Raw genomic sequence first — 13,300 nt, forward strand, 5'->3', positions numbered from 1 at the left:
CAAAAAAAATGGCATTCTTCATGGATTTTGTTTGGAGCTTTTTCCTATAAATGGAATATGCTATAATGTCATTATGGATATAACTAGAACAAGCAATAGATACGCAGTAGTAGATTTGGAAGCTACGGGGACTGGTATTGATGCAAAAATTATTCAAATCGGGATAGTTATCGTTGAAAACAGGGAAATAGTAGAGACCTATTCCACAGATATTAATCCCTATGAATTATTAGATGACCATATAAAAAATTTAACAGGGATTACGGACCAGCAGTTGGCCATAGCACCTGACTTTGGACAAGTTGCTGGGAAAATCTATGAGCTGATCAGTGATGCAATTTTTGTAGCTCATAATGTTAAATTTGATGCAAACTTGTTGGCTGAGTCTCTCTTTTTTGAGGGCTATGATTTGTTGTCTCCAAGGGTAGATACGGTTGAGTTATCCCAACTTTTCTTTCCTACTTTTGATAAATATAGTCTGGGGAATTTGGCGGAATACTTAGATTTGGGTTTAGAACAGGCTCATACGGCCATTTCTGATGCCCTGGCAACTGCTCGATTGCTCATCAAAATTCAAGAGAAAATTAAAAGTCTACCCACTTTCATGGTGGAGAATCTCTTGCTCTTAGCTGATCAGTTGCTTTTTGAGAGTCGATTGGTTATTGATGAGATGGTTCCATATTTGTCAGATAATCTGTCAGAAAGTTTCGAGGTAGTTCATGGATTGGTACTTAAAAGACCACTTGAAACAAAGCAGGCTCATCATCTGTCCGAAGATTTTTTGACCAACATCGCTCTACTAGGCTTGCATGAACGGAAAAACCAAACAGCTTTTGCAACAGTTGTTGAAAAACGATTGGATGATCAAGAAAATGTGCATTTTATTCAGGCACAAGCAGGACTAGGGAAGACTTATGGCTATCTGCTTCCTCTTCTTGCCAAAACTGATCAGCCATTATTAGTGACTGTTCCAACAAAACTCCTCCAAGAGCAAATCATAGAAAATGAAGGATGTAAATTACAAGAAATATTTCAAATCCCAATTGTCTCTATAAAATCCCCAAAGCATTTTATAGATTTGGATAAATTTTGGAAATCATTGCAAAAACAGGATAGCAACCGACTTATCAATTTATTCAAAATGCAAGTACTGGTTTGGCTGACTGAAACTCAAACAGGTGACTTAGATGAGTTGAAGCAAAAACAGCGTTATCAGGCTTATTTTGACGACATTAGCCATGATGGAACAATTGATTCCGAGAGTTTGTTTTGGGAATGGGATTTTTGGAGAAGACTCAATCAACAAGCACAGTCATGTCGATTGCTTATCACGAATCATGCCTATTTCCTTCATCATCTCAAGGATCAAGATCCTCTCATGGATCACCGTATCGTGGTGATTGATGAGGCACAGAAATTTCTACTGGCTGCTGAAAACTTGGCGACCGATTCACAAGAGTTGGGCGTTACTTTACAGCTATTGCAAAGCAAAAAGGACAAGGCTAATTCGATATTGGAACAGCGCTTATTTGAATCGAGTCAGTTTGAACTCAGTCATTTTTTGACTCGTTTTCGACAGAATGGTTACCGAGAAATTCATAAAGAGGAACTGGCGCAGGTTCGTCAAAATTTGACTGAATTACAGGATAGCGATTTGCGTGAATTGGCGCAGTTTTTGGATGATTATGAAGCATTTTGGCTGGAAGAAAAGGTATTGGAAGAAAAACGTGTTGCTTATTTGAGAGGAGCAAAGGATGGCTTGCTAAATGTAGCGAGTCTTTTACCGAAGTCCAAGATCTTTTGTATTAGTGCTACCTTGGTTATCAGCAATCAGGTAAATCTATCTGACCTATTGGGCTTTGAACAGGCTACAATTGATTTATTGCCAACCAAAAAAGTGGAAAACCAAGAAATTATTTTTCCAACGAATCTTCCAGACATTGTTAAATTGTCAAAAGTCGAACACGCTGATTATCTGGCGCGTCATTTAGTTGAAATGGCAGAGCTGGGTAAACCGATTTTGGTTTTATTTACCTCCATTTCTTTATTGTTACAGGTTTCTGATTTACTAGATCAGTACGATCTTCCTCATTTGGCTCAACATAAACATGGTCAGGAAATAACATTAAAGCGAAAATTTGAGCGTGGAGAATGTCAACTCTTGCTTGGAACTGGAATGTTTTGGGAGGGTGTAGACTTTTCAAGCCATAATCAATTGATTCAAGTCATCACTCGGTTACCTTTTGAAAATCCGAAGGATCGTTTTGTCCAGAAAATCAATGATCATTTGAGAAATGAAGGGAAGAATCCTTTTTACGATTATAACTTGCCAATGATGATGATCAAATTAAAACAGGCTATTGGAAGGACCAATCGTCAGTCAACTCAAGAATCGATTGTATTGGTTTTAGATAACAGGGTCTATACAAAACGATATGGGCACCAAATTTTTTCCTTTTTACAGAAAGATTATCAACTAACGAAAATAGATGAAAAAGAAATTTGTGGGACCTTGCAGCAATATTTTGAAGAATGAGTTGCGGCTTGACAAACAATAAGAGCGCTAGACCTGATGAGTCTAGCCTCTTTTTTTCATCAATATAGAAAAATATTTAATTCTATGGTATAATTTTTCAAATATTAGTTTGAGAGAGAAGCTACGATGACTGAAAAAATAATAGTATTTAAGGTGGGAACGAGTTCCCTAACACAAGAAAACGGAAGTCTGGATCGAATTAAAATAGCTCGCATTACCAATCAATTGGCTCAACTCCATCAAAAGGGCTATCAAATCGTATTGGTAACCTCAGGTTCTATTGCTGCAGGATTTAGACGATTGGGCTTTGATAAGCGGCCAACGAAAATTGCAGAGAAACAGGCTTCTGCTGCAGTGGGACAAGGGCTTTTGATTGAGGAATATACGCAAAATTTGATGAAAGATGGCATTGTATCAGCGCAAATTCTATTAACGCAAGATGATTTTGCTGACGCACGACGTTATCGGAATGCTTCTCAGGCCTTGCAAGTCTTACTTAAACAACGTGCGATTCCCATTATTAATGAAAATGACACCATTGCCATTGAGGAGATTAAGGTGGGGGATAACGATACCTTGTCTGCTCAAGTTGCCTCTCTCTTAAAGGCTGATCTCCTGGTCTTATTGACCGATGTGGATGGGCTATATACTGCAAACCCAAATAGTGATCCCACAGCAGAGCATTTACCTGAAATTAAAGAAATCACGGAAGACCTATTTACCATGGCTGCAGGGGCTGGTTCGTCTAATGGGACAGGAGGCATGACAACTAAACTACAAGCAGCTCAGATTGCAACCAAGTCAGGCGTACCAGTATTTATTTGTTCTTCTAAAGAAGATACCGCTTTGCTTCAGGCTGTTAGTCAGGCTAATCGAGGAACCTTGTTCTTAGCAGATGAACATGCCATGAATCAACGAAAACAGTGGATGGCTTTCTATGCTCGGACTGATGCGACTGTTGAAGTGGATGCAGGGGCCGTTGAAGCTATGTTGCATCAAGGTCGAAGTTTGTTAGTAGCTGGTGTCAAGGCTATCGAAGGTGATTTTGGTGTAGGGCAGGTTGTCGAAGTATATAGCCAAGCTGATCATCGTTTGATTGGCAAAGGTCGGGTCAAACTATCGTCCGAAGACTTGAAGAACAAGTTGAAAAATGGCAGAGCAGAAGGAGTGTTGATTCACCGAAACGATTGGGTTAGTTTATAGTCAAATAGTTTAGCTTTTATTGTTTCGTCGAGTGAAAAGTTTCAGTCGAGGTTTTCAGTCTCACTATTTACAATAAAATACTTGTCATTAGGTGGGTGAATGGACTCGACTGGTTAAACTGACTTCATCAACTAGTCCCACTTTCTATCTGATAAAAACCACATTCGTTCTATCTCCAGGTTCCAACTATCTTTCGTAGAGTCGGGGCTACTACTAAAATCAAACTGAAAGACTTACAAGGAGAAAAAAATGGCAACAACACAAGCATTATTGGAAAGTTTATTGGCTCACAAAGCCTCTATCAACCTAGCAACTACCGAACAAAAAAATCAAGCCTTATCGGCTATGGCAGACCAGTTGGTTGCTCAAACTGAGGCAATTTTGGCAGGCAATGCGATCGATATAGAGAATGCCCAAGGCAAGATTAGCCAAGTGATGCAAGACCGATTACTTCTAACTGCAGAGCGGATTGAAGCGATGGCGAACGGTATTCGTGCCTTAATTGATTTGCCAGATCCAGTAGGTTTGGTCTTGGATGAATCCACTCGGGCAGACGGCTTGAACATTCGCAAGAAGTCCATTCCCTTTGGCTTGGTGGGAATGATTTACGAAAGCCGTCCAAATGTGACCTCAGACGCCGCTGCTTTGGCAATCAAGAGCGGAAACGCAGTCATCTTGCGTGGAGGCAAGGAAGCCTTTCATTCGGCTCAGGCCATTGTCACAGCCCTCAAGGCTGGTTTGGAACAGGCTGGTCTTTCTCCAAAGGTCATTGAGTTGGTCCAAGATACCAGCCGGGCCTCTGCAACAGAGTTGATGACTGCAAAAGGCAAGATTGACCTGCTGGTGCCACGTGGCGGTGCGGGACTGATTCAAGCTGTTGTGGAAAATGCAACGGTACCTGTCATCGAAACAGGAACAGGTATCTGCCATGTCTATGTGGACAAGGATGCAGACTTGGATAAGGCACTTCAGATTGTAGTCAATGCAAAAACCAGTCGCCCTTCTGTTTGTAATGCAGCGGAAGTCTTGTTGGTCCATGAAGAAATTGCCAACCAATTCCTACCTCGCTTGGAAGAAGCTCTTTCTGGTCAGGTGGAATTACGTGCAGATGGTCAGGCCCAGGCTCTTCTAAAACAATCCACACCAGCAGGCAACCAAGATTTTGATACAGAATTTCTGGACTACATTATGGCAGTCAAAGTTGTTTCAAGTGTAGAAGAAGCTATCAGCCATATCGCTCAGCATTCAACTGGACACAGTGAGGCGATCGTAACAGAAAACAGCCAAATAGCAGACTTGTTCACACTCTATGTGGACTCAGCGGCAGTCTATGTCAATGCTTCAACTCGCTTTACTGATGGTGGGGAATTTGGCCTAGGCTGTGAGCTAGGGATTTCCACCCAGAAGATGCATGCCCGTGGCCCAATGGGCTTGCGTGAAATGACCACCTACAAGTACATCATCACAGGCGACGGCCACATTCGTTAGGAGGACAAGATGAAGATTGGATTTATCGGACTGGGCAACATGGGAGCGGCTCTGGCCCAAGCGGTCAGCCAGCAATCAGATACCCAGCTCCTACTCAGCAACCACAACCCAGCAAAAGCCCAGGCTCTTCAAGAGAAGGTGGGCGGTCAGCTTTTTTCTAATGGGGAAATAGCAGAGCAGGCTGAGGTCATTTTCCTTGGGGTCAAGCCTCACCTAATTCAGTCAGTCTTATCAGGCTTACAGGACCAGATTAGCCAGAATCCATCAGCTATCTGGATTTCCATGGCAGCTGGAGTGACAATTGACAGCCTGGCAGAATTTGTGTCGGCAGACAAACTCATCCGTATCATGCCCAATACACCTGTCGCTATCGGCCAGGGTATGACAACCTATAGCTTGGTCAATCCAGAGCTCGCTCCGCTATTGGAACAAATCTTAGAAAAATCTGGCAAGGTACAGCAAGTGCCAGAGAAGTTGATAGATGCTGCGACGGCTATCGCGGGCTGTGGACCTGCATTCGTCTATCAGATGATTGAGGCCCTGACAGATGCGGGTGTGCAGAATGGTCTAACAGCGGAAGATGCGAAAATTTTGGCTGCACAAACCTTGGCTGGAACTGCTCAAATGGTATTATCCAGCGACAAGCATCCAGCCCAGTTGAGGCAAGAAGTGACCTCGCCAGGTGGATCGACTATTGCAGGCGTAGTGGCTCTTGAAAAAGAAGGCTTCCGTTACGCCATTATCAAGGCAGTCGCGTCCGCCCTCAAAAAGACTAGAAAATTAGGCAAAAAATAGTGAGAAAATAGCAAAAAACGGGACTTTTAATCCCGTTTTGTTTTTTCCTTGATCCATTGGCTGACATTGGATAGAGTTTTGCTTTGCTCCGCTTTACGTTTTTGATCTTGTACAAAATCCGCAAAACTTTGCTTGACACCGTCTTTTTGAACCTTGTCCTGCAAATCATGCCATTTCTTTTTAAGGTTGCTGGAAGTTCGCTCGTAATAGGCTTCTAGAATCTCTTCTTTTGATTTGTAGTTCCGATAGAATGCATTTCGAGAAACCCCTGCTTTTCGTACTAACTCGGAAACCGAAATTTGCTTGAGTTCTTTTTTCTCTAGGAGAAATAGCAGAGCAGTTTCGATAGATTCCTTGGTTAGCTGATTGGCTTCTTTATTAGATTGATAGAGATTTTTTAATGATTTGGGTGAAATCTTACGCTCGGTCATATTCATCCTTTCCACTTGTGTGACGTCTGAAAGTAAATGCTTTCAGCTGGAATTGTTTAATGATATAATTGTAAGTAAATAGAGATTTATTGTCAAATAAAAAAGTAAAACTAGAAATGAGAATCCTATGTCAAAATGGAAAATTGTCGCAGATTCAGGCTGTGATTACCGTCAATTAGCGAATCTGGCGCCAAATACCGAATTTATTAGCGTGCCACTTACAATTCAGGTGGGAGATGAAGCATTCGTTGACGATGCAGGCTTGGATATTGACCATATGATGCACGTGATGGAAACTTCTAAGGTTGCAGCAGGTTCAGCATGTCCGAGTCCTCAGGCATATCAGTCCGCTTTTGAAGGAGCTGATCATATTATTGTCTTGACAATTACTGGTGGCTTGTCAGGAAGTTTTAATGCAGCTCGGATAGCAAGAGATATGTATTTGGAGGAGCATCCAGAAGTTCAAATTCACCTGATTGATAGCTTGTCAGCTGGTGGAGAAATGGACCTTTTGGTGGATGAAATCAACCGGTTGATTGGAATAGGTTTGGATTTCCCACAAGTAGTAGAGGCCATCACCCATTACCAAAACCATAGTAAGCTTCTCTTCGTATTGGCTAAAGTGGATAATCTTGTTAAGAATGGTCGTCTGAGCAAACTGGTTGGAACAGTTGTTGGACTGATAAATATTCGAATGGTTGGTGAAGCGAGTGCTGAGGGCAAGCTTGAGTTGCTTCAAAAAGCGCGAGGTCATAAAAAATCTGTCAAAGCGGCTTTCGAAGAAATGAAGAAAGCAGGCTATCAAGGAGGGCGCATTGTAATGGCACACCGTAACAATGTGAAGTTTTTCCAAGAATTTTCAGAGTTGGTTCGACATAGTTTTCCTGCTGCCATCATTGATGAGGTTGCAACGTCTGGATTGTGTAGTTTTTATGCAGAAGATGGAGGATTGCTGATGGGCTATGAAATTGAGGCATCCGTCCAATAGACAGAAGCAAATAATTAATATGATATAAATAAATTCCCCTTCGGCACTAATGATGAAGCTGAGGGGGATTTGTTTATTCGATTTATTTGGATTGCAATCGTTGCTGAAGCATATCCAGCCTCTCTGGGAGATCCTCCCCATAGTGCAATTGGAGGAAATCATGCTTTTCGCCTTCAAAAAATTGACTCATTCTGATTTGCTGTTGAATGGCAGGCGTTACGGTCCCTTTTTCAAGTTGAAAGGTTACACTTCCTTTTGAAATACGATATGGAACGGTTAGAGAATGTTGATTGAGGCATTCTTTCGTTTTATTCCACTGTACGTGATGTATTTGATGAAGGTGCTGTGTATTTCGTGTAAACATACCATTATCAATATACAGTGAAAGTGCCTTTTGCATGATGAGGTTGGTATCGTAGTCAATCAAGCTTTTGTGTTGTATAAAGGCATCGCGTAATTGGTTGGGAAGGCTAATTGCACCAATTCGTAGTGCAGGAAAGAGTGTGGGGGTGAAGGATTTGATATAGATGACACGATTGTCTGTATCAAGGTAATGCAATGGAAGACTGTGGCTGGAGTCAAAATCTGCTAAATAATCATCTTCAATGATGTAGACGTTGTATTGGTTAGCAAGTTTTACAATGGCTGTTTTAGTGGCCAGGTCATAGGTTGAACCGAGAGGGTTATGCAAGCGAGGAATAGTATAGAAAAATTTGATATTTCCTTTTTTGAAAATGGATTCTAATTCTTCGAGGTCAATGCCATCAAGGTTGCGTTCAATGGTTTGATAAGGAATCCCTTGGTGTTGAACGAGTTCGACCATCCGTGAATAGGTAGGCTTTTCAATTAATATATCAGATTTGTCATTGGTAAAAGTCATTTGTGTTAGAATATACAAAGCTTGTTGGCTACCAGCGGTAATGACCAACTGGTCTTTTTTTGTATAGACATGGTAATCCATTAGAAGGCTCTGGACAGAGGAAATCAATTCTGCCAGTCCTTCTTGTTGGTGGTAGTAGTTAAAGAGATAGTTTTCTCTTCCAATGAGGCTTTCATGAAGACAAATGCGGAAATCTTCGTATGGTAATTCCTGAAAATCGGCTGGATTTAAATCGACCATATCTTCCTTGAAATGTTGGTCTTCCAGGATGTAGTATCCACTTTTTTCGACAGAATAGATTTTCTTTTGGTATTTGAGTTCGACCAAGGCCTTTTGTACAGTGTCTTTGCTGCACTGGTAAGTTTGACTAAGTTGCCGTACTGATGGGAGTTTTTGCCCACGTTTATAAGTATGGTTTTCAATAGCTTGGTTAATATCTGAGATAATTTGCTGGTATTTTGTCATGTCAACTGTCCCCTTACAGATGATTTACTATTAGTATATAGCATTGTTTCAAGTAAGACAAGAACAAACTGTGCAGAGTAGGCAGAGAAGCGAGGCCTGTGTTATAATGAAAGGCATGAAGATTATTTTACCAAATGCTAAAGAATTAAATACAAATATGGATCCACAAGCTTTTCAGGATTTATCTCCAGAAAGTTTGCAAGTTTTATCTGAGCTTGGAAGTAAAGATACTCAGCAGTTAGCAGATTTTTATAAATTACCACTGGAAAGAGCGGAGCTGGAGAAAGATCGTTGGACAAGGATAGTGCATGGTCAAGCAAAAACATATCCTGCTTGGCTCTTGTATGATGGATTGATGTATCGTTATATGCACCGAACTGACCTTTCTGACCAGGAACTGTCTTACATGAAAGATCATGTTTATATTGCAACTGGTTTTTATGGATTGATATCTCCATTCTCCCTCATTGCACCTCATCGTTTGGATTTTCAAGGGAGTATAAAAGTAATGGGAAAATCATTGAAGCAATTTTGGCGTCCCTTTTGTGATGCTTGTCTGCAAAACGAAGAAGTCATTATTTCTTTGGCATCTTCGGAATTTGAACAAGTTTTTTCTCCGGAAATTCAAAAGAGAATGATAAGGGTGCTGTTTGTGGAAGAAAAGAATGGCAAGAGGAAAATACATTCCACAATATCCAAAAAGGGGAGAGGCAGATTTTTGTCATGGATGGCAGAGACAAATTGTGTGACCTTGGAACAATTAAAGGAAGCAAGGGTCGACGGTTTTCAGTTTGATGCTATGGCTTCCACTGATAAACAACTTTGTTTTGTAAGAAAGGTTTGATCAAATTAATGAACAATTATGATTATCTAGTTGTTGGTGCAGGTCTGTTCGGTGCAGTCTTTGCTCATGAGGCAGCTAAAAAGGGTAAAAAAATCAAGGTTATCGAAAAACGAGACCACATTGCAGGTAACATCTATACAAAAGAAGTTGAAGGGATTCAGATCCATGAATATGGAGCTCATATTTTCCACACTTCTGAGAAGGAAATTTGGGAATATGTGAATCAGTTTGCGGAGTTCAACCGCTATACAAATACACCAGTCGCCAACTACAAGGGTGAAATCTACAATCTTCCATTCAACATGAATACCTTCAATAAACTGTGGGGTGTGGTGACCCCTGCTGAAGCAGAAGCGAAGATTACAGAGCAACGTGCTGTTTTGGGAGGAAAAACACCTGAGAACTTGGAAGAACAAGCCATTTCACTAGTTGGTACAGACATCTATGAAAAATTGATCAAGTCATACACCGAGAAACAATGGGAAAAACCATGTACGGAGTTGCCTGCTTTTATCATCCGTCGTTTACCCGTGCGTTTGACTTACGACAATAACTATTTTAACGACACCTACCAAGGTATTCCGATCGGTGGTTACACGCAGATTGTTGAAAAAATGTTGGACCATGACAATATTGATGTGGAGACAAATGTTGATTTCTTTGCCAATAAGGAAGACTATTTAGCGACCTATCCGAAGATTGTCTTTACAGGAATGATTGACGAGTTCTTTGATTATCAACTTGGTGAATTGGAATATCGTAGCCTTCGATTTGAGACAGAAGTCTTGGATATGGAAAACTATCAAGGGAATGCAGTTGTGAACTACACAGATAGTGAAACGCCATTTACTCGTATTATCGAACACAAACATTTCGAATTTGGTACACAACCGAAAACCATTATTACACGTGAGTATTCGAAGACCTGGAAACGAGGCGATGAGCCGTATTATCCAGTGAACAATGATCGTAACAACAAACTCTATACTGCTTATAAGCGTCTCGCAGAACAACAAGAGAATGTTATATTTGGTGGGCGTCTTGGTCATTATCGTTACTACGATATGCACCAAGTTATCGGAGCTGCCTTGCAGTGTGTGAGAAGTGAAGTAGAGTAAATATGAAAAAAAGTACCCTTATCCAATTATATTTAGCAATTGGATAAGGGTGTTTTTTTGAAAGCTATGATATATTCTATCAGCTAGTTAGTGAGAAACTAGACCGAAATCATATTCTAAGCTGATATTTTTACAAATGAATGCTTCTGATCTTCTAATAGTGCAGTGTAAAAGTGGATTTGCGCAGCATGATAGTAAGGCAACACATAAATGCCAACTACACCGAAGGTGATAGTAGAAAGTAGGAACCATCCGATGAAATGCAGATCTAACAGAAAGCGTTTCATTTTGTATCCTTTCATTAGGTTCCGACTGTGTTTAATGGTAGAAAGAGGATTGTGGTAGTCATTCGTGGTTAGTTGATCAAATAAAACTGTCTCAACTTGCGAATAGGCGTAGATTTGAGGTAGATAAATAATCAACCCAATGATCATCAGCAAAAATCCGATGAAAAACAGCATGCCTGTCATACTGAGAATGTCATAGGGAATTTGAACCTCGGTAACGCTCCCTTGTGAAAGGAGAAAACTCGATAAATAGATAATTGAGCCTAAAAAACATACTAGACCGATGTAGAAAATAAGGCCCCAAAGAAATAACAAAATGCGCTTTAAGATGAAAGTAAAGAAAATCTTTTTAAACTGTTCATGTTGAAAAATAGCCAATGAACTGCTCACTCTGTACTCATTCGCTCCCTGTTTAATGCCTTTGAAAAGAGCCCACGTTATAGATAGGTATAAAAGGCTCATTAAGAGTCCATAAAAGATAGGAAATAGTATACTAGACAGTAGGTAACTAAAATGTAGATTGGATCCATCTTGTGACAAGTATACCTCAAGAATAGATTGACGAGAGGATGAGAAAAGTTGGACACTGACGGATATGAGCACTGGAATAAGTGCAATTTGAAAGATGTTGGGAGTATTTTGTAATGTTTTTCTAGCCTTGTCAGTAATTGTAGCAATAGTCAACATAGATAGGGTCTCCTTTGATAGACATTGTAACATAATTCTAGATGACAAGCTAGATTTTTTTTGATAGACTGGAAGGTGCTGTGGAAATTAATCGATTCCTTATTTCAAGTTAGTTACAGTAAGTTTTGTTCTTCTCAACTTTCAAAACGATTCGTCGGATATACATGAAAATGATACTTGTTTATTTTTCATAAGACAGAACAATCGATTAGACCATGCAAGATTAAATTCCTAGGACTGTTTTTCCTAGCGGGAGGTAAATAAAAGATGACAGATGTTCCAATCAAGTATCGCTTGATTAAGAAAGAAAAGCATACAGGTGCTCGTTTGGGTGAAATTATTACCCCACATGGGACCTTTCCAACCCCCATGTTTATGCCAGTTGGGACTCAGGCAACGGTAAAGACCATGTCGCCTGAAGAATTGAAAGAGATGGGATCAGGGATTATCCTATCCAATACCTATCATCTGTGGCTTCGTCCAGGTGACGACTTAGTGGCGCGTGCAGGTGGTTTGCACAAGTTTATGAATTGGGATCAACCAATTCTGACTGACTCAGGCGGTTTCCAAGTATACTCTCTAGCAGATAGCCGAAATATTACTGAAGAAGGTGTTACATTTAAGAACCATCTTAATGGTAGTAAAATGTTCTTGTCACCTGAAAAAGCTATTTCCATTCAGAACAATCTTGGCTCTGACATTATGATGAGCTTTGATGAGTGTCCGCAGTTCTATCAACCTTATGACTATGTAAAAAAATCGATTGAAAGAACCAGTCGTTGGGCAGAACGTGGTCTTAAGGCTCATCGTCGTCCCCATGATCAAGGCTTATTTGGTATTGTACAGGGTGCTGGTTTTGAGGATCTTCGTCGCCAATCAGCTCATGATTTGGTTAGCATGGATTTTCCAGGCTACTCTATTGGGGGATTGGCTGTTGGTGAAACACACGCTGAAATGAATGCTGTCCTGGATTTCACCACCCCACTATTGCCAGAGAATAAGCCTCGTTACCTCATGGGTGTTGGAGCACCAGATAGCTTGATTGATGGAGTGATTCGTGGGGTTGATATGTTTGACTGTGTACTACCAACACGCATTGCACGTAATGGAACTTGCATGACCAGTCAAGGACGTCTTGTGGTTAAAAACGCTCAGTTCGCTGAGGACTTTACACCATTAGATCCAGAGTGCGATTGCTACACATGTAAAAACTACACACGTGCGTATCTCCGTCATTTACTTAAGGCCGACGAGACATTTGGTATTCGTTTGACCAGTTATCACAATCTATTTTTCTTGATTAACCTAATGAAAAATGTCCGTCAAGCAATCATGGATGACAACCTTTTGGAATTCCGTCAAGACTTTATGGAAAAATATGGTTACGGTAAAAACGGACGAAATTTTTAAGATAAAAAGCCTTCTTGATTGGACTTGACTGAGTTTATGGAAGAAGTTTTAATTGATGATAATATGGTTTTTGATATTGATAATTTAAAAGGATTTCTTAATGATACCAGTTCATTTGGGTTTATAGCTAAAGAAAATAATAAAATTATAGGATTTGCATATTGCTAT

The 13,300-nt window shown here is 40.4% G+C and carries 10 protein-coding genes and 1 pseudogene; 8 read left to right on the top strand and 3 right to left on the bottom strand.

All coding sequences use genetic code 11. From position 1 onward, the window contains the following. Positions 1-73 precede the first annotated feature (73 nt). The 4 genes from K6V43_RS07090 to proC all read left to right on the top strand — a co-directional run bounded on the left by K6V43_RS07090 (position 74) and on the right by proC (position 6,022). The gene (locus K6V43_RS07090) at positions 74-2,536 is read left to right on the top strand and encodes a bifunctional DnaQ family exonuclease/ATP-dependent helicase (RefSeq protein ID WP_222382429.1); all 2,463 of its coding nucleotides are present in this window, start codon (positions 74-76) and stop codon (positions 2,534-2,536) included. A 126-nt stretch (positions 2,537-2,662) separates the two neighbouring features. Next, positions 2,663-3,739: a glutamate 5-kinase gene (gene proB, locus K6V43_RS07095; RefSeq protein WP_172019492.1), complete on the top strand. Its 1,077-nt coding sequence runs from the start codon at positions 2,663-2,665 to the stop codon at positions 3,737-3,739. A gap of 249 nt (positions 3,740-3,988) precedes the next feature. Continuing rightward, a complete protein-coding gene (locus K6V43_RS07100; protein WP_222382430.1) occupies positions 3,989-5,227 on the top strand; it encodes a glutamate-5-semialdehyde dehydrogenase in 1,239 nt (412 codons plus the stop codon). A 9-nt stretch (positions 5,228-5,236) separates the two neighbouring features. Beyond that, complete coding sequence (gene proC / locus K6V43_RS07105; protein ID WP_222382431.1) at positions 5,237-6,022, top strand: pyrroline-5-carboxylate reductase; 786 nt, start codon at positions 5,237-5,239, stop codon at positions 6,020-6,022. 173 nt (positions 6,023-6,195) lie between these two features. Here proC and K6V43_RS11695 read toward each other — a convergent pair. Then, a pseudogene (locus K6V43_RS11695) lies at positions 6,196-6,453 on the bottom strand (TetR/AcrR family transcriptional regulator); the annotation flags it as partial. A gap of 127 nt (positions 6,454-6,580) precedes the next feature. Here K6V43_RS11695 and K6V43_RS07115 point away from each other — a divergent pair. After that, positions 6,581-7,441 (top strand): DegV family protein, encoded by an 861-nt coding sequence (locus tag K6V43_RS07115; protein WP_222382432.1) that lies wholly within the window; start codon positions 6,581-6,583, stop codon positions 7,439-7,441. 82 nt (positions 7,442-7,523) lie between these two features. Here K6V43_RS07115 and K6V43_RS07120 read toward each other — a convergent pair whose 3' ends face one another. Further along, positions 7,524-8,786: an aminotransferase-like domain-containing protein gene (locus K6V43_RS07120; RefSeq protein WP_172007266.1), complete on the bottom strand. Its 1,263-nt coding sequence runs from the start codon at positions 8,784-8,786 to the stop codon at positions 7,524-7,526. A gap of 115 nt (positions 8,787-8,901) precedes the next feature. Here K6V43_RS07120 and yaaA point away from each other — a divergent pair, with 115 nt between their 5' ends. Together yaaA and glf are read left to right on the top strand one after the other, a co-directional pair. Continuing rightward, positions 8,902-9,630, top strand: a complete 729-nt coding sequence (gene yaaA, locus K6V43_RS07125; RefSeq protein ID WP_222382433.1) for a peroxide stress protein YaaA — start codon at positions 8,902-8,904, stop codon at positions 9,628-9,630. A gap of 8 nt (positions 9,631-9,638) precedes the next feature. Further along, positions 9,639-10,748, top strand: a complete 1,110-nt coding sequence (gene glf, locus K6V43_RS07130) for a UDP-galactopyranose mutase (RefSeq protein WP_222382434.1) — start codon at positions 9,639-9,641, stop codon at positions 10,746-10,748. Positions 10,749-10,864: 116 nt separating this feature from the next. Here the strand turns inward: glf and K6V43_RS07135 are convergent, their stop codons facing one another. Then, positions 10,865-11,722 (bottom strand): DUF975 family protein, encoded by an 858-nt coding sequence (locus K6V43_RS07135; protein ID WP_222382436.1) that lies wholly within the window; start codon positions 11,720-11,722, stop codon positions 10,865-10,867. Positions 11,723-11,989: 267 nt separating this feature from the next. Between K6V43_RS07135 and tgt the strand changes: the two genes are divergently transcribed. Continuing rightward, positions 11,990-13,132: a tRNA guanosine(34) transglycosylase Tgt gene (tgt, locus tag K6V43_RS07140; RefSeq protein WP_172075792.1), complete on the top strand. Its 1,143-nt coding sequence runs from the start codon at positions 11,990-11,992 to the stop codon at positions 13,130-13,132. Positions 13,133-13,300 lie beyond the last annotated feature (168 nt).

The organism is Streptococcus suis (genome assembly GCF_019794615.1).
Lineage (GTDB): Bacteria > Bacillota > Bacilli > Lactobacillales > Streptococcaceae > Streptococcus > Streptococcus suis_AI.